This is a genomic window from Gordonia aichiensis NBRC 108223 (genome assembly GCF_000332975.1).
In the GTDB taxonomy this organism is placed as follows: Bacteria; Actinomycetota; Actinomycetes; order Mycobacteriales; family Mycobacteriaceae; genus Gordonia; species Gordonia aichiensis.
In genome coordinates this window covers 432,005-456,296 of the sequence record NZ_BANR01000004.1, presented here as the reverse complement: position 1 = coordinate 456,296, position 24,292 = coordinate 432,005, and the positions used below count along the sequence as shown (strand labels likewise).

Genomic DNA, 24,292 nt, shown 5'->3' with positions numbered 1-24,292 from the left:
GTGGCCCTCCGTCACTCCGCTGCGGTCACTGCGATGATCGTGTCACGCAACTCCGGTCGGCAGATCACAAGGTCGGGGAGGTAGGTGTCGTCCTGGTTGTAGACGAGAGGAGAACCGTCAATTCGGCTGCACCACAGTCCTTGTGCCTGCGCGACGGCCACCGGGGCCGCCGAATCCCACTCGTACTGTCCGCCCGCGTGGACGTAGGCGTCGGCCTCACCGCGCACCACGGCCATCGCCTTGGCGCCCGCCGAGCCCATCTGGAGCACCTCACCACCGATGGCGTCGGCGACGGCCTGCGAGAACGTGGGCGGACGGGAACCACTCACGACGACTCGCGGCTTGTCGCCGCGCGGAAGGTCGGCCAGGCCCTCGGTCGGCGCGACCGGCGTCGGATCGTCGACGTAGGTGACGCCCAATGCGGGCAGCGCCACAGCACCGGCGATCAACGTTCCACCGCCCGTCGACGACCAGAGCGCGACGTGCACGGCCCAGTCCCGACGACCGCCACCGGCGTCGTCGACGTTCCCGTACTCACGCGTGCCGTCGACAGGGTCGACGATCCACACACGCGGGGCGATCAGGCGCGCCTTGTCGTCGGCCGACTCCTCGGAGAGCACCGCGTCGTCGGGTCGTAGCTGCGCGAGTCGGCCGAGGATGTAATCGTCGGAGCGTCGATCACCGGCATCGCCGAGCGCCCGACCGGTCAGGCCGCTGTTCGCACGGATGTCGAGGAGCAACTCCCCTGCTGCGGTTGCCAGCTCTCCCGCCAGGCTTCGATCGTCCACTCGTGATCCCTTTCAACGACACCCTTCGGAGGGGCAGGCGCGCCCGACCCCGCACACGACGACGGTACCGACGCTCGCCGATCGGCGACAACGTCCGCACTCGGACCCGCAGCCACCAAACGCTCTAGCGGTGCCCGCACGTCACAGACCCAGCTGGGCGAGGACAGCCGCGGCGGTCTCCGCGGGCAGACCGTCGGCAGGCCTGATCACGACATCCGGATCCTCGGGGCGCTCATAGGGCGAATCGATGCCGGTGAAGTGACTGATCTCCCCGCGCCGCGCCCGCGCATACAGTCCTTTCGGATCACGGCGCTCGCATTCCTGCAGGGAGGTGTCGAGAAAGATCTCGTAGAACGGGAGTCCGCGTTCCACATGGATCTCTCGGGCGCGCTGGCGCTCGGCAGCGAACGGCGAGATCAGGGAGACGATCGCAACCGAGCCCGAGTCGGCAAACAACGCTGCGACTTCGGCTGTGCGCCTGATGTTCTCGCGCCTGTCGTCGTCGCCGAAGCCGAGGTCGGAGTTGAGTCCGTGCCGGAGATTGTCGCCGTCCATGAGATACGCCGGGCGTCCCTGCGCAACCAGCCGACGCTCGAGTTCAATTGCGACAGAGGATTTTCCAGATCCCGAGAGCCCGGTTATCCACAGCGTGCCACCGCGATGCGGGCGCTGCTCGCGAGACACTTTGCTCGACTGCCACACCACGTTGCGGTCATCCATTGCCCGCCCCTTCCACGTTCCGCTGCCCGACCGACGGATCACAGTGGCATAACGGATCGGATTTCCTGCTAACGAAACGTCCGCTTTGCCCGGTGTAGACAGTGAGTCGGCCTCCTACCGAAGGAGTACACCATGTCCAGGCGCTTCACCCACCCGACAACACACGACGCCGCCTCGACGCCCGGCCTTCACACCGGGTGAGGCAGGGCGGGGCGCGGTCAAGATCTCGCTCCGGTCGGTCAACCGCAATGCGCTGTGGCCCATCCCGGCCACGTCGTGCAGCGGCACCTTGGTCCTCAGCTGACACGCTGCGCCCCCAACACTCACGAAAGGAACACAGACATGATTCGCAATCGAATTCGCACCACCACCGCATGCATGGCCGCCGCGGCGATCGTGGCCGGAGGAGCCACCGGTCTCGCACACGGAGCGGGCACAGCATCAGCCGACTACAACCGCTCGTTCCCGCTCTCGCAATGTTTCGGACTGAGTCCGAACATCATCGACGTCCCGTTCGCGCCCCCTGGCATCAACGTCACCCAATACGACGGTTTCACCACGCTGCTCGTCACATTTTCGAGTCTGTGGCTCGGCGTGGGCTACGTCTCCGACGCCACCCTCACCTGGAAACACCTCGACAACGGGAAGCACGGCACCATGCGATCGCATGGTGTGGCGAAGCCGCCCAACACCGGGACCCTCGGATTCGGCTTTCCACGCAACGAACCCGGCAAAGGACGCGTGAAACTGACGCTGAGCGCTGTGAACAGCAACGGCCTCTGGTCGATCCCCACGAACTCCTGCACCGCCACCATCAACATCCCCTGAACCACGTGCGCCGGTCGGCTCCCGCGACCGGCGCAGCCGGAAGTGGGCGCGCTCGCCGAGACGGTCGAGGCTACCAACCAAGCATTTGCTAGGTTAGGCTCGTGAGCATGAGCGATGCCGTGATCCCCACCCCACTGGGCCCCGACGACCTCGGCCCGGACACGTCTCCCGTCGCCTACGAGGTCGGCGGACCCAACGGCGCCGTCGCGTACGTGACGCTGAACCGGCCCGAGTACCGCAACGCCCAGAACTCGGTGATGACGTACTCGCTGGACGCGGCCTTCCGCAGGGCTGTCGACGACGCCGCCGTCAAGGTCATCGTGCTGCGGGCCAATGGCAAACACTTCTCGGCCGGCCACGACATCGGCACTCCGGAGCGCGACTTCGACACCTACTACGACAACGTCGCCGCCCTGCACTGGGATCACACGGACAAGACCGGGGCCGATCAGCGGCTTGCCCGCGAGACCGAGGTCTATCTCGGCATGTGCCGTCGGTGGCGGGAGATCCCCAAGCCGATGATCGCAGCGGTGCACGGAGCGTGCATCGCCGGCGGCCTGATGCTCAGCTGGGTGTGCGACTTCATCGTCGCCTCCGACGACGCATTCTTCTCCGACCCCGTTGCGCGCATGGGCATCCCCGGAGTCGAGTACTTCGCACACGCCTACGTGCTCGGACCCCGCCGCGCCAAGGAGATCCTGTTCACCGGCGAGCGATTTACCGCCGCGCAGGCAGCGCAATGGGGCATGGTCAATCATGTCGTGGAGCGAGAGGCACTGTCCGACAAGGTCGACGCGATCTGCGAACAGATCGTCGCCATGCCGATGCAGGGGCTGTTCCTGTCCAAGAAGGCGGTGAACATCTGCGAGGACCAGATGGGCATGCGCACCGCGATGGATTCTGTGTTCGGGTGGCACCACTTCGCCCACTCGGCGAACGCCGAATCCTCCGGTGGCGACTCCCTCGGCGGCATGGACGCGAAGTCCATGAAGGCGTCGGCCGGTTCGACGTCGAACAGGAGCTGATCGATGGACCTCACATTCGACGCCGCCACGGAATCATTTCGCTCCGAGGTCCGAGCCTGGCTCGCCGACCACGTTCCGGCACAACCGCTTCCGTCGATGGATACCGCGGAGGGGTTCGAGGCCCACCGCGAGTGGGAGCGCACCATGGCAGCCGACCGCATGTCGGTGGTCAGTTGGCCGGAAGAATTCGGTGGACGCGACGCCCCGCTGCTGCACTGGGTCGTGTTCGAGGAGGAGTACTACCGGTCGGGCGCTCCCGGGCGAGTGAGCCAGAACGGGATCTTCCTGTTGGCACCGACCCTGTTCGAACACGCGCACCCCGACCAACTTGCGCGCATCATGCCGCGTATGGCGCGCGCCGACGACATCTGGGGCCAGGCGTGGAGCGAACCCGAGGCGGGCAGCGACCTCGCGTCACTTCGCTCGACGGCCACCCGCACCGACGGTGGTTGGCTACTCAACGGACAGAAGACATGGAGCTCACGATCGAGCTTCGCCGATCGGGCCTTCGGCCTGTTCCGCACCGACACCACGGCGCAGCGGCATCGCGGATTGACCTACTTCATGTTCGATCTCCGCAGCCCGGGCGTCACCGTCCGACCCATCCCCCAGCTCGACGGTGAGCCGGGATTCGCAGAACTGTTCTGCGAGAACGTCTTCGTTCCCGACGATCCGGCCGACCCGGGCGCCTCCGGGGTCATCGGCGAGGTCGACAACGGATGGCGGGTCGCGATGAGTACCGCCGCCAACGAGCGCGGACTGTCGCTACGCTCACCCGGTCGCTTCCTGGCAACCACCGACCGCCTCGTCGAACTCTGGAAAACGCAGCGGCACAGCGTCCCCACGGATTCGGATGTCGGTGCTCGCGTCGCCGACGCCTGGATCGGCTCGCGCGCATACGAGTTGTCGACGTACGCGACGGTCAGTCGACTGGCGGCGGGCGGTCAGCTGGGCATGGAGTCGTCGATCAACAAGGTGTTCTGGTCGCAGTGGGACATCGCAGCACACGAAACCGCACTGGACCTGCAGGGCACCGGGGCGGAGATCAACGACGCATGGATGGACGGCTACCTGTTCTCGCTGTCCGGACCGATCTATGCCGGTACCAACGAGATTCAACGCAATGTGATCGCCGAGCGTCTCCTCGGCCTTCCGCGCGGGGATAGGTGAGCGATGGACTTCCTGCTGTCCGACATCCACGACGACCTCGCATCGAGTGTCGACGCACTCCTCACCAAGGCCGACACGCCCGCCCTCGCACGCGCCTGGGCCGCTGGTGACCGCGCGCCCGCGCAGGGAGTCTTCCGACAACTCGCCGACATCGGGGTCTTCGGCCTGCTGATCGACGAGAGCCACGGCGGCGCCGGAGCCGGCGCGGTGGAGATGGTCGTCGCGCTCGAACAGGTCGGGCGTCACGTACTTCCTGGACCGATCGTCGAATCCGTTGCGGTGCTGCCTGTTCTGCTCCGCGGAACCGTGGCCGAAGAACGCCTACCCGCGCTCGCGGAGGGTGCGCTGAGTAGTGTCGCCATCGCACCGATGTCACCGCGCGCCGCGGACGCCGATGTCGCCGACCGCATCTATGTGGTCGAGGACGACAGCCTCTCGACTGCCACTGTGGAGAGCACGGCGCGGTCCGTCGACCCGACCCGGACAGTCTCGACCGTGCGTGCCGCCGAGGCCGTCGCCGAGGGGGTCGACGGCGATCGCGCCGCGCACGCCGGAGCGCTCGGTACCGCAGCACAACTACTCGGACTCGGCGGCGCGATGCTCACGATCGCGTCGGAGTACGCGTTGTCCCGCACCCAGTTCGGTCGCCAGATCGGTTCGTTTCAAGCGGTCAAACATCATCTCGCCGACGTCGCCATCGCACTCGAGATGGCGCGTCCGCTGGTACACGCTGCAGCGCTGGGCGTCGACGGCGCGGTGCCCGAGGGCGTTGACGTCGATCGCGACATCTCCGCAGCCAAGGTCGCCGCAGCAGACGCCGCCTACCTCGCATCGCGACGAGCCCTTCAGGTCCTCGGCGCCATCGGATACACCGCCGAGCACGACCTGTCGTTGTACATCACCAAGACTCGCGCACTGGTCACCGCCTGGGGCACGCAGGCCCAGCATCGCGAGCGAATCCTGGAGTCGCTGTGAGTGCTACAACACACCTGCCGGATGCCATGATCGCGCCGAGTGAGATCTCGCCCGAAGACCGTGCAGCGCTTCGCGGTTCGGTCGCCGACCTGCTGACGAAGCGATCCGGTTCCGTCGAGGTGCGAGCCGCGATGGGCGCGCCGGGGCGCATCGACCACAAGCTCTGGCGCACACTGTGCGACGAGATCGGTGTCGCCGCGCTCGCTGTTCCCGAAGAGTTCGGCGGAGCCGGGGCGTCGTTCGTCGAGACCGCGACGGTTCTCGAGGAACTCGGTGCCGCACTGAGCCCGGTGCCCGTCTTCTCGACGGCGCTTGCCACAGGCGCACTGCTACTCAGCGGCGACGCCGACGCATGCGCACGATTCCTACCCGACATCGCCGCCGGGACACGAGTCGCCGCATTGTGCTGGGCGGGAGCCACGGGGTGGAGTACCCCCGGCGTCACGAGCGAGGCCGGGTTACTGACAGGCACAGCGCATTTCGTCATCGACGGCGAATCCGCAGATCAGTTCCTTGTCCTTGCGGGGACACCGTCGGGCATCACCCTCCACATCGTCGACGCCCACACCGACGGTGTCGGCGTGACCGCACTGCCCACCGTCGACCCGACTCGGCCCCTGGCCCGTGTCACCTTCGACGACACGGCGGCGACGGCCGTCACCGCGGACGGCAACCTGGTGACGCGCCTGCGCACACTGGCCTGGGCGCTCCTGGCCGCAGAGCAGGTCGGCGGCGCCGACCGTGCGTTGACACTCGCTGTGGAGCACGCGTCGTCGCGGACACAGTTCGGGCGGATCATCGGCTCGTTCCAAGCTCTGAAGCATCGTATGGCCGACATGTACATGCTGGTCGAATCGTCCCGCTCCCTCGCCCGAGCGGCCGTCGACGCCGTCGTATCCGGCGATCCGGAAGCCGCTGAGCTGGCGGCGTCGGCCCACGTCTACTGCTCGGAGGCCTTCGCCACGGTCGCGGGTGAGGCGATCCAGATCCACGGCGGCATCGGGATCACCTGGGAACACGACATCCAGCTGTATTTCAAACGCGCACACGGCAGCGCGCAGCTCTTCGGTCAGCCGCACGAGCTCGTCGCCGAGATGGTCGAGTCCGTCCGCTGATCGAGTGAGTCCGCTGATCGGGTAAGTCGAAGGTGCCGGTCACTCCCGGCGCGAGTGCCTCAGCGCGGCAAGGATCTTGTCGGCAGGTCCTGCGAGGAACAGCACCACCAACCACCAGGTCCCCCATTGCGGGACGACCAGCGAACCGACGAGTGCAACGACGAGCGCCACGACGGTGCCCACGTCCGGTGCACTCGCCACCCACTCGTCGACGTCGGGTCCGGTCGCGAGAAGCGCGCGATGCCGTCTGCCCCACTCACCCATCGCTACGAGCGTCGTCACCGACACCAACAGCACCGCGACATAGAACGCGCCGGCCCACTTCAGTCCGTTTCCACTCATCAGCACCGTCGCGAACGGAAGGACGACGATGCTCAGCAGCCACACCAGATGCAGCTCCAACAAGACCCAGTCGTAGCTCTCGAAGTACTCGATCGTCCCGTGATGATTGCGCCAGAGCACCCAGATCACGAAGAAGCTGATGAGGAAACCGATGATCTCACCGGAATGGTCGGAGAACACGGCCGGGACCGTCGTGTCGCCGCCGAGTTCCTTGCCGATCTCGGCCAGAGGCAACACCAGTAGGGTCAGCGCAATGGCGACAACCGCGTCGGCGAACGCGATCAACCGTCGGAAACCCTCGGCGGTGCGTCGACCGTTGGGTATTGCCATGTCCAGACTTTAGAACGCGGCGGCGACCTCCGCCTGTGTGAATCCGTAATCGGCCAGGTCGTATCGATGCTGTGGGCGACGCGCACCGGACCTGCTCTCCGCGTCGAGTGCCACCATCGCGGCGCGCGCCTCGGTCGACACCTCGGCCCCCAGCGCCGCATACACGCGTTCGACGGTGCCGAGCGGATCGGCCCGCAGGTCGTCGAACTCGATATCGAGGAACTGCGCATCGTCGTATCGCGCTCGCGCCTGCGCGAACTGACGCAGACCGCGTGACCACAGGTCGAGCTGGGTCCTCCCGATCGTGTCGCCGACGAACACCGTCGACCATCCGGGCGTGGCGTGCTCGGCGAGGCTGCACATCGACGCGATGATCGTCTCCGGCGCGCGATGTGTCTGGATCACCAGTGCGTCCGGGTAGACGGCCATCAGCGCGTCGAGTGCGAACAGGTGACTCGGATTCTTCAGCACCCACCGCTTGCCCGGCTCGTTCGAGCCGATCAACTGCAGGTTTCGCCGGTGCCGGGCGTAGGCGGGCGTCCAATCCTGCTCGGCGAGCCACCTCGAATAGGTCGGCACGTACGCGAGCGATTCGTACGAGATGGACATGATGCTCTGCCGCAACAACTGCCAGCACTCCTCGACCTCACCGGCGTCGAGATAGTGCAGACCCATGAACTCGGGGTTGTCGACGTGGTGCTGCGCGATTCCGGCGTCGATCTGCTGATAGACCGGATTGGACGCCCACTGTTCGCGCGGCGGGCGTGGCTGCGGAAACTCTGTCAGCCACATCTCGAGTCCCTGATGTGCAGGGTCGGCGGCGAGCAACCGATGCAGGGCCGTCGTGCCGGTGCGGGGCAGCCCGGTGACGAAGATCGGTCGGGTGATCGCGATGTCGGCGTACGACGGGTTGGCCTGCCACGACGCTTCACTCATCAGCCGTGCCACCAGCGCGCCCTTGAGGAAGTAGCGGAACATCTTGCTGCCCAGTTCGGTGAGTCCTGCTTCGTTCGCGTACGAATCGAGCAGCACCCCGAGTGGTTCGAGATAGTCGTCGTCGCCGAAATCGTCGAGACCCGTTGTCCTGATCGCAGATTCGTGAAGGTCGTCGATGCTTCCGACGTTGCGTCGGCCTGCACAGTCAGTCATGGTATTCCCCGCAGTTCACATCGAGGGTGTGCCCGGTGATCGCGCTGGCCGCGTCGGACGCGAGAAACACCACGGCCTCGGCTATCTCGTCGGGCTCGGGTAGTCGCTTGAGGTCGGAGCGTGCAGCGGTCTGTGCATACACATCGTCTTCGCCGATGCCGTACTTCTTCGCGACCTCGCCGAAATACCACTTCAGCTGATCGTCCCAAATATAGCCGGGGGCCACCGAGTTCACCCGTATCCGCTTGTCGCCCAGCTCCGTCGCCAACGTCTGCGACATCGCCAGCAGCGCAGACTTCGCCAGTTTGTAACTGCCGTAACGGGGCTCGGAATGCCTGATCACCATCGAGTTGATGTTGACGATCGCGCTGGTCGCCCGCGGCGACCCCGCCTTCGACGCGGCGTCGGCGAGCGATTCGGTGAAGGCCCTCACCACGCGTAGCGTGCCGAGTACCGTGAGTTCGATACTCGCGCTGATCTGCTCGAAATCTGTGCGTGCCAACGGTTTCATCGACGGAAGCGCGAAGGCATTGTTCACCAGTGCGTCCACCCGCCCGAACTCGCCCACCGTGGCCGACACGAGTTGCTCGACGGCGTCGTCGTCGGTGATGTCGGTGGGCACGACAAGCGACCGGCCACCGGCCGCGTCGATCTCTGCGGCAAACTCTTTCAACCTCGACTCGGTACGCGCTGCGAGCACGACGCGCGCGCCCTGCCGTGCCGCGCCCAACGATATCGACCTACCCAGTCCCGGGCCCACCCCGGAGACGACGACCACCTTGTCGCCGAGCAGTCCGTGACCCGTCATGTCGGTCACCCCAGCATCCTCTCTGCGAAACCACGCTGTCGCAGGGCAATTCGTGACGCCCATCCGGCGGCATCGATCGTGTTGTCGACAAGGTACGGCAGATGGTCGGCGACGTCGCCCGCATCGATGATCTGTGCTATCGGACCCTGCTCGGGTGGAATCGGCACATCTGTCCGCTGCCAACGGAATTGCATGATCCCGGTCTCGTGTCCGGTGGTCTCTATCCAGTTGGCGACGCCGGGATTGCGGTGCGCGACGACCATGCGGATCATACCGTCGGCGTCGACCTGCGCCTGGGAAGAGTTCAGACTCGTCTGGTGATTGACGTAGTCGAGCGAGATGTACCACATACTGCCGAGTTGGAAACCCTGGTACGGCGCTGCGGATTTCGGCACCGTGATGATCATCGCCTCGTCCGGACTCAGTCTGAAATGACCGACCGACGAGTACTGGGTCGACAGGCCGCCGGGTGTGAGGCGCGGAGGTGTGAAGGTGTTCACCGGCTCATCGAGGTAGAACCATCTGGGAAAATTGAACCAGGTGTTCAGCCGCGCCAGAAGCATCTTCCCCGCCGTCGCATAACGTCGACGGACCCGATCGAGATCGAGTACCGCCGGCGCAGTACCGACGGTGTCGACGCGCTCGATCGCGATCTCACCTCTGCGCTGCGTCCAGTCGGAATACACCTCGCGCACCGCCAGCATCGACGCACCGTCGCCGAGCGCGAAGTAGTCGGCTCGCTCGGACGCCGCGACCTGGTCGGGCCCGAACGTGATCTCGAATGTGCCGTCGTCGCCGATCGGTATCCGACGGTCGTCGAACGCGTCGTCGCCACCCGGAACCTGGCTGGGTGTGTAGTCGCCGCGGAGTACCTGGAAGCTCAGGTCGGTTGTGTTGCCGCGCCTCCCCCAGACGCGATAGGTGGCGGTCGGCTCGATGTCTGCGTGCAGATAGAGGGTGTCGGGGTTGTCGAGACCCATCTTGGCACTCGGTCCCGTCGAGGTCACGAAGCCGGGATGCGTCCGGCTGCGCGCCCGCGCCAGCTGCAGGGTCGCCGCGATACTTCCCGCCAGGTAGTCGAATCCCTCGGCGAGATCGGCGTCGGTGTGGGCGAACTCCGCGTGTGCGATCAAGGTCTGCGCCTGCGTGACCGCGTCGGTGAAGGCGCCCGTGACGTCGACCGTCGTCATAGTGCGGTGTCTCTCATAGCCAGGTATCGCCTCCGGTCCACGTCAAGAAGTTGTCGAGCTCGGCCTGCGCGGGCGTGACGCGCGGGTGTTCGGTCGACAGGTAACCACCGCGATAGAAGAGCAGCGGCTTGTCCTGCAACACTTCTCCGAGTGTGAGTGCTCGTCCGACCACGATGTGATGGTCGCCGCCGTCGTCGACTCGCTCGACCGAGCACTCGACCCATGTCAAGCCGTGCCGGATCACCGGCAGCCCCTCAGGCGACGGGTCCCAGTCGATTCCGGCGAACTTGTCGTCGCCCGGCGCACCGAAGGCAGCGCTGACATCCTGCTGCCGGTTGGACAGGATGTTGACGCAGAACTTGCCGTTCTCCTCGATCACCCGCCATGTCCGCGACGTCTTCTGCGGGCAGAACAGCACCAGCGGCGGGTCCAGCGAGAGCGCCGCGAAGGACTGACACGCGAAACCCGACGGTGCTCCATCCGCGGTCAGTGTGGTGATGACGGTGACACCGGTACAGAACTGCCCCATCGCGGTTCGGAACGCCCTCGTGTCGAAATCGGCTGAACCGTATGGTGTCTGAGCCATCTGGACACTTGCCCTTCCGTTCACTGGTTCTTGAATCCGACGGTGAAGTCGTGCCCCCACAGACTCACCGCGGTACTCTCCCGCGCCACCCAGGCACCGTCGTCGACCTGTCTTCCCTCACAGCCGAATTCGACGTCGAAGCCACCGGGCGTCTTCATGTAGAACGAGAGCATCAGGTCGTTGACGTGCCGCCCGAGTGACGCCGACATGGGGACCTTCCGACGCAGGGCCCTGTCGAGGCAGAGTCCGACGTCGTCGGCCTCGCCGACCTCGACCATGAGATGGACGATCCCGGTCGCGTTCGGCATGGGCAGGAACGCGAGCGAGTGATGCCTCGGATTGCATCCGAGGAAGCGCAGCCACGGGACCTCATCGCCCTCTTCGCGTCCCACCGCCTGGGGCGGGAGTCGCATCGAGTCGCGCAGTCTGAAGCCGAGGACGTCGCGGTAGAACGCCAGTGCCGCTTTGTCGTCGTCGCAGGTGAGGACGACGTGACCGAGGCCCTGATCGCCGGTGACGAACGAGTGCCCGTACGGGCTGACGACACGGCGGTGTTCGAGCGCCGCGCCGTGGAAGACCTCGAGGGTGTTACCCGCCGGGTCGTCGAAGACGATCATCTCGTCTACCCTGCGATCGGCACGCTCCTCGTCCTTGCCCTCGCGAAAGATGACACCTGCCGCCGCGAGCCGGTCGCGGACCTCCGCAAGCGCCTGGGCATTCCGGCATTCCCAGCCGGTGCTGCCGAGGTGATCACGGTCGGACGGCACGATGACCAGCCGCGCAGGAAAGTCGTCCATACGCAGGTAGAGCGCGTCGGGTGTGGAACCCTTCCCTTCGATCATGCCGAGGACCTTGAGGCCGTATTCACGCCACGCGGCCATGTCGGTGGCCTCGATGCGCATGTAGCCGAGGGAACTGATCGGGCTGTCGCTCATCGTTTCTCGCGCTCCACTCAGACCATCGTGTCGCCGACGGGCAGCCCGAACTCGCCGTTTCCGAACGCCACGTAGGCGCGCTCGGGATCATTGGCGGCATGGACGCGTCCGGCGTGGGCGTCGCGCCAGAACCGTTGAATGGGTGTGCCGTTCTCGAGTGCGTGAGCGCCCGAGTTCTCGAACAGCGTGTCGATCGACGCGATCGCCCGACCGGTGGCGCGCACCTGGTCGCGACGGGCGGCGAGGCGCAATTCCATCGGCACCTCCTCACCACGCAGGATGTGGTCGTACTCTGCGGCGAGATTTCCCGACAGTTGGCGCCACGCCGCGTCGATATCGCTTGCGGCACCGGCAATCCGGACCTTGGCGAACGGGTCGTCCTTGGCCTTCTCACCGGCGTAGGCGGCACGCACGCGCTTACCCTGATGTTCGACGTGTGCCGCGTACGCCCCATATGCCATACCGACGATCGGAGTCGAGATGGTGCTGGGATGAATGGTCCCCCAGGGCATCTTGTAGACGGGCGCTGTGTTGCGCTCGAGGCCCGGCGCCTGGCCCATACCCATCGTGCGGTAGCTCAGCATGCGGTGGGTGGGTACGAAGACGTCTTTGACCTCGATCGTGTTCGATCCGGTACCGCGCAGCCCCACCACGTTCCACACGTCCTTGATGGTGTAATCCTCGCGGGGGATGAGGAAGCTGACGAAGTCGACGGGCTTGCCGTCCTTGATGACCGGACCGCCCACGAACACCCAGTCGGCGATACCGCTGCCCGACGACCAGGCCCACGAACCGTTGACGATGTAGCCGCCGTCGACGACCTGACCAGCACCCATCGGGGCATATGAGGACGAGATACGCACCGATGGGTCCGAACCCCAGACGTCCTCCTGCGCTTGCTGGTCGAACAGCGCCAGGTGCCAGTTGTGCACGCCAATGATTCCGGAGACCCATCCGGTTGATCCGCACGCGCTGCCGATCCGACGCACGGCCTCGTAGAACGTCACGGGATCGGCCTCGTACCCGCCCCACTGCGACGGCTGCAGCAACTTGAAGAAGCCCGCGTCATCGAGACTCGATACCGTCTCGTCCGGGATCTGACGGAGGTCCTCTGTCTGCTGCGCACGCTGCTCGATCTCGGGCAGCAGCGCGCTGATCTTCTCGAGCACCTGCGCAGCCGCGTCCGCCCGGTCGACGCCTGTCTGCGCTCCCGGCGCCATCGATTCTTGTGCTGACGGCTCATGTGCTGGCATCTGCCCCGGCTCCTACCTGTCGATTCGCGGTCGTGAGACTCTTGTTTCAGATCTGAGATTAGAACAGGTTCTAGTTTTTGTCGAGATCTTCGCCGACACGGGACCTTGTCCCCATGTACTGCTGCGATCGCGTCGTGCACAGTCGAGGTGGACACAAATACTGGAACCTGTTCTAGTATTCGGTGTAGGCCGGATCGCACAGCGTCCGCGCGGCCGTGGCAGGAAAGCCCGCCGTATTCGAACAGCCCTCAAGCCAAGGAGCACCGGAGATGACCGTCACCCCACGACCCGCTGCACACACCGGCTCATCCGGTGGGGTACGCGACAGTGACGTGCGCGAGATCGACACCGGGACGCCCCCGACACGCTTCGCACGAGGCTGGCACTGCCTCGGACTGCTCTCGGAATTCGACGACGGCGAGCCCCACTCGATCACCATGTTCGGCACGAAACTCGCGCTCTGGGTACACGACGGCGAAGTCAACATCCTCGACGCATACTGCCGACACATGGGTGGCGATCTGAGCCAGGGTTCGATTCGGGACGGCAATGTCGCATGCCCGTTCCACGGCTGGATGTGGAAGGGCAATGGACGTTGCGCGGGCGTGCCGTACGCCAAACGCAATCCGAAACTCGCCAAAACCCGCTCGTGGCCGACAATGGTTCGCAACGGGCAGGTCTTCGTCTACAACGACCCCGAGGGCAATCCGCCGCCCGAGGACTGCATCATCCCGGCACTCGACGAGGTCGGCAGCGACGCATGGACGGGGTGGACCTGGAATCGCCTCGTGATCGAGGGGTCGAACTGCCGTGAGATCATCGACAACGTCGTCGACATGGCGCATTTCTTCTACGTCCACTACGCGCTGCCCGACTATTTCAAGAACGTCTTCGAAGGCGAGACGGCCGCGCAGTACATGAATTCCCACGGCAGGCCCGACATCGATTTCGGGAGCGGCTACGCCGAGAGTCGGCTCGAGTCGATGGCCGCGTATTACGGGCCGTCGTACATGCTCAACCCGATGGTCCAGTTCTACGGCGATTTCAAGATCGAGACCATCCTCACCAACTGCCACTACCCCATCGACGCCAACTCGTTCGTTCTCATGTACGGCGTGATGGCCAAGGTTCCCGAGGGTATGACCGGCGACCAGGCGTCGAGGATGGCACACAAGATCTCCAAGGGCGTCGAGGTCGGTTTCCTGCAGGACGTCGAGATCTGGAAGAACAAGACCCGCATCGACAATCCGCTGCTCGTCGAGGAGGACGGTCCGGTCTACCAGCTCCGCCGTTGGTACGAGCAGTTCTACGTCGACTCCGCCGACGTCAGCGACGAGATGACGCAGCGCTTCGAGTACGAGATCGACACCACCAAGGCGGTCGAGAGCTGGAACATCGAGGTGGCCGAGAACCTGCGTCGCAAACAGGAGCGTGAAGCCGCCGCCACGTCGGAGACGTCTTCGGGCGCCACGTCGGAGACGTCTGACACCACGTCGAAGACGTCCTCTGACACCGAGACGCGCGTCTGATCATGACGAGAGCCACCGATCGCGTCGCGACGGACGGGTTGCGCCACGGCGGTTCGTCCGCGACGGCCGGGTGGTCTAAGGCGCCCGATTTCGGCGACGACCCGCAGCGATCGGCCGCTGTGCACGAGTCGACGGCTCGCGACCGTGAGCACTACCTCCGCGGGGGGATGACCGAGATCGAGTGTCGCGGGTGTCACGCGTGCGTACTCGTCAAGAAGACGAGCGCACACCACACCAGCGTGCAGTGGAACCCCGACGCCCGCGCCCGGTGCACCGAGCTCGCCCGCATTCGCGATCAGGGCGGAAACCCGGCACTCGTCCCGACATGCTCACGGTTGTCGGCGAGCATCGATCACGGCGTCGCCGAGGGGATCATTCCGTCGGAGTCACCCGAATCCGACCCCGACGGGTACTGGTGACGGCGTCCGGTGGTGACGACGACGGCTATCACACCGACGAACACGATGATCGCCACGACGAGCACAGCGATCACTCCGTAACCCGGTTGGAGCACCTGCTCGCCCCGGGCGAGATCCAGGGTGTTGGTCACCGCGGCGTCGAGTAGCTGACCGGAGGGGTCTGCGAGCACGATTCCCGCGGCCACGGCCGAGCCGACTGCCGCGAGTCCGATCACGGCCAGCGCCGTCCACCGCAGGCGAGGACGCCACCACCCGGCGAGCGCCGCGAGCGCGATCACCACCCCCAGCACGATCGTGACCAGCGCCGGTCGTTGCGTGTGCGCCTCGAGAAACGCGACGTCCTCGGGCTGCGCGCCTGGCACCGACACACGCCCGACGCCTGAGATCTTCGAGTCGAGGCCTTGATCGGAATCGCCCCACGACACCAGGCTGAACGCGACGATCAAGAGGCCCGACACTGCGAACAGCGGCCACGCGAGTGCACGCACACGGTCTGTCATGGGTCAAGCGTGCCATCCGATGTGTCGCTCCCGCATCGACCTCCGACGTTCGGCGACGCCACCGATGACTTTTCGCGAGGATGGAGGTCAGTACCGGCGTCTCACACCAGCACAGCAGAAGGGCCACTGTCATGACCGAGTACACCGCTCCTCCCGGGGCTCCCGTCTGGTTCGACCTGATGAGCAGCGACACAGCCAAGGCCATCGACTTCTACGGCGACCTGTTCGGCTGGAAGGTCGAGGAACCCAACCCGGATTTCGGCGGGTATCAGAACTTCACCCTCAACGGACACCGCATCGCCGGTCTGATGCCGGTCATGGGCGAAGGGGCAGTACCCAACGTGTGGTCGTCGTACCTGCGATCCGACGATCCCGAGGCGACGCTCGAACTGGTCACAGCCGCGGGCGGATCGGTCATGCTTCCACCGATGGACGTCGGCGACGAGGGCACGATGGCCGTCGCGGTGGACTCTGCCGGTGCCGTGATCGGGTTCTGGAAACCGAACAAGCACAAGGGCTTTGCCGAGTGGGGTGTGCACGGCGCACCCTACTGGTTCGAGTGCGTGAGCCAGGACTACACGAAGTCTGTCGTGTTCTATCCGGAGGTCGTCGGCGCCCGCGTCGAGACTGTCATCGACAACAGTGCCGTCGAGATCGTCGAGCCGGGCAACCCGCTGCGGTACTCGCAGGTGTTCTTCGGCGACATGTCCTATGCGGGAATCATGGACGCCGCCAACCTGTTTCCCCCGGAGCTGCCCTCGTTCTGGCAGATCTACATCTGCGTCGACGACGTGCCCGCCACGGTCAAGCGTGCCGAGGAGATCGGCGGGTCGGTCATGATGCCCGCAACCGACACGCCGTACGGCACACTCGCGACGGTGCACGATCCCAATGGAGCTCTGATCTCGTTGGGGCACCCGCCGGCAGGGATGTAGCGCGGGACGTCGGCCCCCGGACACGACCAAGGCCAGACGCGGCTCGACCTTGTGGACGCGGTCGGTGTACCAGCCGCGTCTGCCAGTTCGGGCCGCGTGTGGGCGCAAGCGTGCCGACGCGGCGAGATCATCCGTGTCGGCCGCGGCGCCTTCGCGCCCGCCGAAAAACGCACACCCGACGATGCGCACCGGCTCACCGTGATCGCGTCGGCAGCGCTCGGCATTGTCGCGGGTGTGGTGACCCATCAGTCGGCCGCCGCGATGCACAGGCTTCCGATGCTCAAGCCCAACTTCCAGCGCCTGCATGTCACCGACGGCAACGCCAACCACGGCGGGCGGACGGCCACCAGGCACACGCACGTCGGGGTGGTCGCGCCCAACGAGATCGTTGAGATCGACGGCGTCCCGGTCAGTTCACTCGAGCGAACAGCCGTCGACATCGCATGCACCACCCCGATGGGCTTCGCGGGCGCACTCGCGGTGCTCGACGCCGCGCTGCGCCTCGGCGCCGACCGAAAGGTGATGCGGAAGATGCTGCGGGCCACGCGGCGCGGCGTCGGCCAGGCTCGCCGCGCGCTCGCGCATGCCACTGCCGACGCGGAGAGTCCCGGCGAGTCATGGTGTCGGGCTCACATGATCGAGGCCGGCCTGCCCATTCCGCGCCTGCAGCACGAATTCCGGGATCAGGACGGATTCGTCGCGCGAAGCGACTTCGACTGGGCGGGCAGGCTCGTCGGCGAGTTCGACGGAAAGGTGAAGTATCAGAAGTACTTACGCGAAGGAGAGGATGCCACCGAGGCCGTGGTGCGCGAGAAGAAGCGCGAGGACCGACTGCGGCGACTCGGCGTCATGGTGATCCGCTGGACCTGGGCCGACCTGGAACGCGGCACGGTCGCCACCACGGTCCGGCAGTGGCTGACCACGCTGGAACTGGGCGCCGCCTGACCTGCCCCACTGCGCGACGGTTCCAGACGCGTCTCGAACTTGCAGACGCGGTCGGTGTACCAGCCGCGTCCGCAAGTTCGGACCGCGTGTGCGAACGCCTACAACCCCTCAGACGCCGGCGTTCGCGTCGATCTTCTTCTTGAGTTCGAGGGCGATGTCGATCAGTTGATCTTCCTGACCACCCACGAGCTTGCGGTTACCCGCCTCGAGCAAGATGTCGGCGGCCGAGACGCCGTACCGTTCCGCGTGGCCCTCGGCGTGTTTGAGGAAGCTCGAATAGCAGCCCGCATAGCCCATCATCATCGACGAACGGTCCACCAGGCACTCCGACGGCATCGCCGGCCGCACGACGTCCTGAGCGGCGTCGGCGATCTTCATGAAGTCGACGCCGGTGGTGATCCCCAACTTGTCGCAGACGCCGACGAACGCCTCGGTGGGCGTGTTGCCCGCACCGGCGCCGAAGCGTCGGATCGACCCGTCGATCTGCTGGGCTCCGGCTCGAATGGCGTTGATGGAGTTGGCCACCGCGATGTCGAGGTTCTCGTGCCCGTGGAATCCGACCTGGGCATCGTCGCCGAGCTCTGCGACGAGCGCCTGTACCCGTACCGTCACATCCTCGAGAACCAGCGCCCCCGCCGAATCGACGACGTAGACGCACTGGCATCCCGCGTCGGCCATGATACGTGCCTGTGCCGCAAGCACTTCCGGCGGCTGGCTGTGGCTCATCATCAGGAAGCCGACGGTCTCGAGCCCGAGATCACGAGCGAGTCCGAAGTGTTGGATCGACACGTCGGCCTCGGTGCAGTGCGTCGCGATGCGACAGATCTGGCCGCCGTTGTCCTGCGCAGCGCGGATGTCGTCCTTCGTACCGAGGCCCGGCAACATGAGGAACGCGATCTTCGCACGCTGAGCGGTTTCCGCAGCCGCCCTGATCAGTTCCTGCTCGGGGGTCTTGGAGAAACCGTAGTTGAACGACGACCCGCCGAGACCGTCGCCGTGGGTCACCTCGATCACCGGCACACCGGCGTCGTCGAGAGCGCCGACGATCGCACGTACCTCGTCGACGGTGAACTGGTGTCGCTTGTGATGGCTGCCGTCCCGTAGCGACGAATCGGTGATCCGAATGTCGAGTTCGTCGGAGTACGCACGTGCGTTCGCCATCAGACCCGTTGTCGTCGTGTGAGTTCCTGCCACACTCATGCCGATACCTCCTGCTTCTGCCGATCCAGCTTGTGTCGCGCGATCTCCTCGCCGACCTTGGTGGCCGCTGCGGTCATGATGTCGAGGTTGCCCGCGTACGGCGGCAGGAAGTCACCGGCGCCCTCCACCTCGACGAAGATCGACACCCGGGCGTGGCCTCCGTTGAGCACGCTCGGGGGATCGAACTGCGGGTCCTGCAGTAGCCGGTACCCGGGCACGTAGGCCTGGATATCCCTCTCGCGCTGGTGGATCGACGCGGCGATGGCGTCGGTGTCGGCATCCTCGGGGATCGCACAGAAGATGGTGTCACGCATGATCATCGGCGGGTCGGCTGGGTTGAGGATGATGATGGCCTTGCCGCGCTGGGCGCCACCGATCGTCTCGATTCCCTTCGACGTGGTGCGGGTGAACTCGTCGATGTTCGCACGGGTGCCCGGCCCGGCCGATACCGAGGCGACCGATGCCACGATCTCCGCATACGGCACCGGCACAACGGAACTCACCGCGTGAACCATCGGGATGGTTGCCTGTCCGCCACAGGTGATCATGTTGGTGTTCGGGGCGTCGAGATGCTCCCGCAGATTCGCAGGCGGGACCACCGCGGGCCCCACCGCAGCGGGCGTGAGGTCGACGGCGACGATGCCCGCTTCCTCGTAGCGCGGTGCGTACTCGCGGTGGACGTAGGCCGACGTCGCCTCGAAGATCAGGTCGGGCTTCTCCGACGACGCCAACAGTTCGTCGGCACCACCACTCATCGTGATCAGGCCGTGGTCTGCGGCGCGCTTCATGCCTTCGGAGTCGGCGTCGATACCGACCATCCAACGCGGGTCGATGACCTCGCTGCGTTCGAGTTTGTACATGAGGTCGGTGCCGATGTTGCCCGACCCGATGATGGCTGCGGTCAGCGTTGCCGCCACGGTGCCTCCTGGGTGTGTGTGGTCATATCTCTTACGAAACTTGGTCCGACTCAGTCGAAGTCGAGCGTGACGGTGCCCAGACCCGCGAACTCCGCGACAAAGTGGTCGCCCGGCGCGATGTCGAAGGCCCGTGTCGCGGTACCCGGGAGTATCACGTCACCCTTGCGTAGACGTACTCCGAAACCCTCTACCTTGCGAGCAAGCCAACTGACCGCATTCAGCGGATGTCCCAGCACCGCAGACGAGTTGCCCTTCGCGACGACCTCGCCGTTGCGCACGAGCGACGCGTCTATGTCGCCGGTGTCGATGTCGTCGATCGCCACTCGCTGCTCACCCAGAATCCACCCACACGACGACGCGTTGTCGGCGATGGTGTCGCAGAGGGTGATCTTCCAGTCCCTGATCCGCGAATCGATCAGCTCGATCGACGGAACCACCCACTCGACCGCGTCGATGACGTCGTCGTTGGTGCAGTCCTCACCGGGCAGGTCTTGACCGAGGATGAACCCGACCTCCACCTCGACCCGCGGAAAGCAGAGTCTGGCGGTGTCGATCGGGGTCTTCTCGTAGTACTGCATGTCATCGAGAAGGTGCCCATAGTCCGGTTCGTCGACACCCATCATCTTCTGCATCGCCTCCGACGCGAGGCCGACCTTGTGCCCGGCGACCTCGGCTCCCCCGCCGAGGCGCTTGCGGATGTTGATGAGCTGGATCTCGTATGCGTCGACCACGTCGAGATCGGCGTGGGCGTCGGTCGGCCGGTCAATCGCTGTCGCGGTGCGCTCCGCCGTCCACAGGTCCGCAGCGATCTGCTCGCGGATCGCCTGGTCAACCGCCATGTCTTCGCCACTTTCACTGTCGATCGCCGGGAGGGATCAGACACCTCACCCGACCTGAGTTGGACCCAGTTTAGAACATGTTCCAGTTTTGCGGCAGCCCCGGGAGAAGCTCGGATCGGCCGACAGTCCGCTCATTCGATCACCGCCGCGCTGAAAGCCGGCGGATCACCGAGCATCGCGCGATGCGATGGCGGTCGACGCCCGTCGAGGTCGGCGATCCCGAACTCGTCGGCGAGTTCTGCGGCGATGAGGACCCGCCCACTCCTCGACATCAGGTCCCCGTCTGCGGCCAGTGCGGCAATCACCCTGCCCACGAACTCAGGCGACTCAGCCCCGGCCACAAGGCCCGCGTACGCGTCGGGATGATCAGCGAATGCCGCGCGGGTGCGCTCGGTCATCAGCAAACCCATCCACAGCGAGACCACCGCAACGCCATACGGGCGGAAGTCGACGGCCATGTCGTGCGCCATCTTGTCGACCGCGGCCTTGCCTGCGCCGTAGGCGGGTCCGTGCATGTAACAGGCGCCACCAAAGGAGGATGTGTTGACGACGAGACCACCCCCACGCTTCACCAAAAGCTGTGCAGCACAGTGCGTCGCCACGTACGTCGAGCGCATGCCGACGTCGAACAGGTCGGTCAGCGACAGCGGCTTGCTCCAGAACGGCCCTTTTCGCGTCAGCGCGTCGGGAAGGGTCAGGGCGTTGTTCACCAGAATGTCGAGTTGTCCATCGTTCTCGTCGGCGATTCGGCCGAAGAGCGCGGCCACGGCATCGTCGTCGGCGTGATCGCAGACGACCGGGATGCCGATACCGCCTCGCCGTGTCACCTCGTCCGCAGTCGAGCACACCGAGCCGGGCAGCGCCGAGTCCCCGTCGTGGCCGGTTCGTCCGGTCACGTAGACCTTGGCCCCGGTATCGCCGAGCGCGAGCGCAATACCTTTGCCCGCACCCCGGCTCGCGCCGGTGACAACTGCCACACACCCACTGGCCTGTCCCATCGCACACTTCCTCTCTGCGCCGAGCACGACTCTCGCCGCCTTGTTCGGCAACACCCTGGCGCCGCATTTCTGAAACGTGTTCTAATTCGTATATAGAACACGTTCCACCGCGGAGCACGAAGGGAACCCGATGGCAGGCGAGCGCGAGCAACAACAACCAGAGACCTACGACGTCGTCGTCGTCGGCGCGGGCGCAGCAGGGCTCAGCGCTGCCATCACGACGGCCGCACAGGGCCTGTCCACGGTGATCATCGAGAAGTCGCCGTACTGGGGCGGTTCGACCTCTCGCTCGGGCGGGGGTGTCTGGATCCCCAACAACTCGGTGCTCAAGCGCGACGGCGTCGTTGACACCCCCGCGAAGGCTCGCGAGTACGTCAAGGCAATCATCGGCGGACACGCACGCGAAGACCGTATCGACGCCTACATCGACCGGGGCCCCGAGGCGCTCGAATTCCTGATGAAGCACGCCCCGCTTGACCTCGAATGGGTCAAGAACTACTCCGATTACTATCCCGAGGCGCCCGGTGGCCGTCTCGGCGGACGCAGCGTCGAGCCTCGACCCTTCGACGCACGAGCGCTCGGCGACGATCTCGACACGCTTCACCCGCAGTACACCAAGGCCCCGTTGAACATGGTTGTGCTGCAATCTGATTACCGCTGGCTCAACACCGGCATGCGCCACTGGCGCGGCCCGCTGCGCATGGCGAAGGTGGGTGGCCGGTTCTTCTGGGCACGCTCGCGGGGCAAGAAGCTCATCGCGATGGGCGCCGCGCTCGCCGCCGAGTTGCTGCTCGGCGTGCGGCGGGCCGGAGTACCGCTTCGACTCAACACCGGACTGGTCGACCTCCTTACCGACGACGGCCGGGTCGTCGGAGTGAGGGCGGAATCAGACGGGCAGCAGGTCGACATCCGCGCCACGCACGGTGTGATCCTCGCCTGCGGCGGGTTCGAGCACAACGCCGAGATGCGCCGCAAGTACCAGCGCGAGCCGATCGGCTCCGACTGGACGACGGGCGCGCCATCGAACACTGGTGACGGCATCAACGCAGGCCTCAAGATCGGTGCCGCGGTCTCACTCATGGACGACGCCTGGTGGGGACCGACGATCCCCCTCCCCCGCGGGCCGTGGTTCGCTCTTTCCGAACGTTCGGTGCCCGGCACGTTCATCGTCAACATGCGCGGCGAGCGGTTCATGAACGAGTCACTGCCCTACGTCGAGGCCGTCCACCAGATGTACGGCGGCGAGTTCGGCCAGGGAGACGGTCCGGGAGACAACGTCCCGGCGTGGTTGGTCTTCGACCAGACCTGCCGGAATCGCTACCTCTTCGCGGGGATCAACGCGCGACAACCGTTGCCCAAGAAATGGTTTGAGTCCGGAGTGGTCGTCAAGGCGGATTCGATCACCGAACTCGCCGACAAGATCGGTGTACCCGCCGACGCGCTGGCCACCACGACCGAGCGCTTCAACGGCTTCGCCGAGTCCGGCGTCGACGCTGACTTCCACCGGGGCGAGAGCGGCTACGACCACTACTACGGCGACATCACCAACAAGCCCAATCCCAGCCTCGGCCCCGTCCGCAAGGCGCCGTTCTATGCAGTCAAGATGGTGCCCGGCGACCTCGGCACCAAGGGCGGCATCGAGACCGACGCCACGGGGCGCGCGCTGCGCGCAGACGGCTCGGTCATCGAGGGCCTCTACGCCGCCGGAAACACGAGCGCCCCGGTCATGGGTCACACCTACGCGGGTCCTGGCGCAACAATCGGTCCTGCACTGGTCTTCGGGTACCTCGCGGCGCTCGACGCGGCGGCCAATGCAGGCGTGACCACACCGTCGTCGACGAAGGCAGGAGCCTGAACCGTGCCCATCGATCCCTCGGTCGCCGTCGGCGCCGAACTGCCCGAGGTCACCTTTTCGTGGACAGCGTCGGACGTCGCGCTCTATCACCTCGCTGTCGGGGCCGCACGTGATCCACTCGACATCGAGGGCCTCCGCTACGTCGATGACGCGAACCCCAAGGTGCTGCCCACCTTCGCGACGGTCGCGGCGACCTTCCACGCGACGCAGGCGCCTGCTGTCTCGTTTCCCGGCATCGACATCGATCTGGCGAAGGTCGTACACGGCAGCCAGCAGATCACCGCGCACCGACCCCTGCCGCCGGAAGGCAAGGCGACGACTCGCAAACGGATCGTCGAGGTCCAGGACAAGGGCACCGCAGCGGTGATCATCTCCGAGGGGGTCACCGTCGACGAGACGGGCGAACCGCTGTGGACCGAGCGGTCGTCGATCTTCGCGAAGGGCGAGGGCGGGTTCGGGGGCGAACGCGGAGCGTCGAGCAAAGTCGCCTATCCCGACCGCGATCCCGACCGCAGACTGTCGGTGCCCACGCTGCCGAATCAGGCCCTGCTCTACCGCCTGTGCGGTGACCGCAATCCGCTGCATTCCGATCCCGGTTTCGCCGAGCGCGCCGGGTTCCCGCGGCCGATCCTGCACGGACTCTGTACATACGGGTCGGTGTGCAGAGCCGTCGTCGACGAGGTTCTCGACGGCGAGGTCACGCGTGTTGCCGACTTCTCGGCGACATTCGCCGGCGTCGTGTTTCCCGGCGAAACCCTCGACGTCGCTGTGTGGGACGAGCCCGACCGACTGCTCGTGCGAGCGTCGGTGATCGAACGCGACGATGCTGCAGCATTGGGCAACGTGGTCCTCGACAAGCGGGGCTGAGTGGCGTCGGGTGCGAGCGGGGTGACAACCGATAAGGTCACTGACGGTCATTCCCGCTATCTGCCGTGGCCCCG

The 24,292-nt window shown here is 65.7% G+C and carries 25 protein-coding genes; 11 read left to right on the top strand and 14 right to left on the bottom strand.

Annotated features, from left to right (window positions below; genetic code table 11):
- Positions 1-11 precede the first annotated feature (11 nt).
- Together GOACH_RS06755 and cysC are read right to left on the bottom strand one after the other, a co-directional pair.
- On the bottom strand, positions 12-788 hold the full coding sequence (locus tag GOACH_RS06755; RefSeq protein ID WP_005172494.1) for a 3'(2'),5'-bisphosphate nucleotidase CysQ: 777 nt from the start codon (positions 786-788) through the stop codon (positions 12-14).
- A 141-nt stretch (positions 789-929) separates the two neighbouring features.
- A complete protein-coding gene (gene cysC, locus GOACH_RS06750; protein ID WP_005172490.1) occupies positions 930-1,508 on the bottom strand; it encodes an adenylyl-sulfate kinase in 579 nt (192 codons plus the stop codon).
- Positions 1,509-1,850: 342 nt separating this feature from the next.
- Between cysC and GOACH_RS06745 the strand changes: the two genes are divergently transcribed.
- The 5 genes from GOACH_RS06745 to GOACH_RS06725 all read left to right on the top strand — a co-directional run bounded on the left by GOACH_RS06745 (position 1,851) and on the right by GOACH_RS06725 (position 6,621).
- Entirely contained in the window at positions 1,851-2,336 is a 486-nt protein-coding gene (locus GOACH_RS06745; protein ID WP_005172487.1) for a hypothetical protein, read from the top strand.
- A gap of 107 nt (positions 2,337-2,443) precedes the next feature.
- Entirely contained in the window at positions 2,444-3,361 is a 918-nt protein-coding gene (locus GOACH_RS06740) for an enoyl-CoA hydratase (RefSeq protein ID WP_005172484.1), read from the top strand.
- A gap of 3 nt (positions 3,362-3,364) precedes the next feature.
- A complete protein-coding gene (locus tag GOACH_RS06735) occupies positions 3,365-4,531 on the top strand; it encodes an acyl-CoA dehydrogenase family protein (RefSeq protein WP_005172482.1) in 1,167 nt (388 codons plus the stop codon).
- A 3-nt stretch (positions 4,532-4,534) separates the two neighbouring features.
- Complete coding sequence (locus GOACH_RS06730) at positions 4,535-5,506, top strand: acyl-CoA dehydrogenase family protein (RefSeq protein WP_005172480.1); 972 nt, start codon at positions 4,535-4,537, stop codon at positions 5,504-5,506.
- Positions 5,503-6,621, top strand: a complete 1,119-nt coding sequence (locus GOACH_RS06725; RefSeq protein WP_005172477.1) for an acyl-CoA dehydrogenase family protein — start codon at positions 5,503-5,505, stop codon at positions 6,619-6,621. Before GOACH_RS06730 ends, GOACH_RS06725 begins: the two co-directional genes overlap by 4 nt.
- A 39-nt stretch (positions 6,622-6,660) precedes the next feature.
- On the opposite strand, the gene GOACH_RS06720 is transcribed toward GOACH_RS06725, so the two are convergent.
- From GOACH_RS06720 to hsaA, 7 genes are read right to left on the bottom strand one after another with little or no spacing between them, the layout of a single operon-like run.
- Positions 6,661-7,293: a TMEM175 family protein gene (locus GOACH_RS06720; RefSeq protein ID WP_005172475.1), complete on the bottom strand. Its 633-nt coding sequence runs from the start codon at positions 7,291-7,293 to the stop codon at positions 6,661-6,663.
- Between the two features lie 9 nt (positions 7,294-7,302).
- The gene (locus GOACH_RS06715) at positions 7,303-8,442 is read right to left on the bottom strand and encodes a sulfotransferase family protein (protein ID WP_005172472.1); all 1,140 of its coding nucleotides are present in this window, start codon (positions 8,440-8,442) and stop codon (positions 7,303-7,305) included.
- On the bottom strand, positions 8,435-9,250 hold the full coding sequence (locus GOACH_RS06710) for an SDR family oxidoreductase (protein ID WP_040517963.1): 816 nt from the start codon (positions 9,248-9,250) through the stop codon (positions 8,435-8,437). The genes GOACH_RS06715 and GOACH_RS06710 overlap by 8 nt, the downstream gene beginning before the upstream one ends.
- 5 nt (positions 9,251-9,255) lie before the next feature.
- On the bottom strand, positions 9,256-10,440 hold the full coding sequence (locus GOACH_RS06705) for a hypothetical protein (protein WP_005172467.1): 1,185 nt from the start codon (positions 10,438-10,440) through the stop codon (positions 9,256-9,258).
- Positions 10,441-10,453: 13 nt separating this feature from the next.
- Complete coding sequence (hsaB, locus tag GOACH_RS06700; RefSeq protein WP_040517826.1) at positions 10,454-11,026, bottom strand: 3-hydroxy-9,10-secoandrosta-1,3,5(10)-triene-9,17-dione monooxygenase reductase subunit; 573 nt, start codon at positions 11,024-11,026, stop codon at positions 10,454-10,456.
- A 20-nt stretch (positions 11,027-11,046) separates the two neighbouring features.
- Positions 11,047-11,961 carry an iron-dependent extradiol dioxygenase HsaC gene (hsaC, locus tag GOACH_RS06695; protein WP_005172463.1) on the bottom strand — a complete coding sequence of 305 codons (915 nt, stop codon included), beginning with the start codon at positions 11,959-11,961 and terminating at the stop codon, positions 11,047-11,049.
- Positions 11,962-11,978: 17 nt separating this feature from the next.
- A complete protein-coding gene (gene hsaA, locus GOACH_RS06690) occupies positions 11,979-13,181 on the bottom strand; it encodes a 3-hydroxy-9,10-secoandrosta-1,3,5(10)-triene-9,17-dione monooxygenase oxygenase subunit (RefSeq protein ID WP_005172461.1) in 1,203 nt (400 codons plus the stop codon).
- Positions 13,182-13,483: 302 nt separating this feature from the next.
- Here hsaA and GOACH_RS06685 point away from each other — a divergent pair, with 302 nt between their 5' ends.
- Positions 13,484-14,743 (top strand): 3-ketosteroid-9-alpha-monooxygenase, oxygenase component, encoded by a 1,260-nt coding sequence (locus tag GOACH_RS06685; RefSeq protein WP_005172459.1) that lies wholly within the window; start codon positions 13,484-13,486, stop codon positions 14,741-14,743.
- Between the two features lie 2 nt (positions 14,744-14,745).
- Positions 14,746-15,162, top strand: a complete 417-nt coding sequence (locus tag GOACH_RS23285; RefSeq protein WP_005172458.1) for a hypothetical protein — start codon at positions 14,746-14,748, stop codon at positions 15,160-15,162.
- Here the strand turns inward: GOACH_RS23285 and GOACH_RS06680 are convergent.
- Positions 15,096-15,662, bottom strand: a complete 567-nt coding sequence (locus GOACH_RS06680) for a hypothetical protein (RefSeq protein WP_005172446.1) — start codon at positions 15,660-15,662, stop codon at positions 15,096-15,098. The genes GOACH_RS23285 and GOACH_RS06680 overlap by 67 nt on opposite strands.
- A 131-nt stretch (positions 15,663-15,793) precedes the next feature.
- On the opposite strand from GOACH_RS06680, the gene GOACH_RS06675 reads away from it, so the two are divergent.
- Together GOACH_RS06675 and GOACH_RS06670 are read left to right on the top strand one after the other, a co-directional pair.
- Positions 15,794-16,597: a VOC family protein gene (locus GOACH_RS06675; protein ID WP_005172444.1), complete on the top strand. Its 804-nt coding sequence runs from the start codon at positions 15,794-15,796 to the stop codon at positions 16,595-16,597.
- Between the two features lie 96 nt (positions 16,598-16,693).
- Positions 16,694-17,542 (top strand): hypothetical protein, encoded by an 849-nt coding sequence (locus GOACH_RS06670; protein ID WP_005172442.1) that lies wholly within the window; start codon positions 16,694-16,696, stop codon positions 17,540-17,542.
- A 108-nt stretch (positions 17,543-17,650) separates the two neighbouring features.
- Here GOACH_RS06670 and dmpG read toward each other — a convergent pair whose 3' ends face one another.
- The 4 genes from dmpG to GOACH_RS06650 all read right to left on the bottom strand — a co-directional run bounded on the left by dmpG (position 17,651) and on the right by GOACH_RS06650 (position 21,496).
- The gene (gene dmpG / locus GOACH_RS06665; protein WP_005172438.1) at positions 17,651-18,742 is read right to left on the bottom strand and encodes a 4-hydroxy-2-oxovalerate aldolase; all 1,092 of its coding nucleotides are present in this window, start codon (positions 18,740-18,742) and stop codon (positions 17,651-17,653) included.
- Positions 18,739-19,659 (bottom strand): acetaldehyde dehydrogenase (acetylating), encoded by a 921-nt coding sequence (locus tag GOACH_RS06660; RefSeq protein ID WP_005172435.1) that lies wholly within the window; start codon positions 19,657-19,659, stop codon positions 18,739-18,741. The genes dmpG and GOACH_RS06660 overlap by 4 nt, the downstream gene beginning before the upstream one ends.
- A 50-nt stretch (positions 19,660-19,709) precedes the next feature.
- On the bottom strand, positions 19,710-20,498 hold the full coding sequence (locus GOACH_RS06655) for a 2-keto-4-pentenoate hydratase (RefSeq protein ID WP_005172433.1): 789 nt from the start codon (positions 20,496-20,498) through the stop codon (positions 19,710-19,712).
- Positions 20,499-20,629: 131 nt separating this feature from the next.
- Positions 20,630-21,496 (bottom strand): SDR family NAD(P)-dependent oxidoreductase, encoded by an 867-nt coding sequence (locus tag GOACH_RS06650; protein ID WP_005172431.1) that lies wholly within the window; start codon positions 21,494-21,496, stop codon positions 20,630-20,632.
- Positions 21,497-21,626: 130 nt separating this feature from the next.
- On the opposite strand from GOACH_RS06650, the gene kstD reads away from it, so the two are divergent.
- Both kstD and chsH3 read left to right on the top strand, forming a co-directional pair.
- Complete coding sequence (kstD, locus tag GOACH_RS06645) at positions 21,627-23,351, top strand: 3-oxosteroid 1-dehydrogenase (RefSeq protein ID WP_005172430.1); 1,725 nt, start codon at positions 21,627-21,629, stop codon at positions 23,349-23,351.
- A 3-nt stretch (positions 23,352-23,354) separates the two neighbouring features.
- On the top strand, positions 23,355-24,218 hold the full coding sequence (gene chsH3, locus GOACH_RS06640) for an enoyl-CoA hydratase ChsH3 (RefSeq protein WP_005172428.1): 864 nt from the start codon (positions 23,355-23,357) through the stop codon (positions 24,216-24,218).
- Positions 24,219-24,292 lie beyond the last annotated feature (74 nt).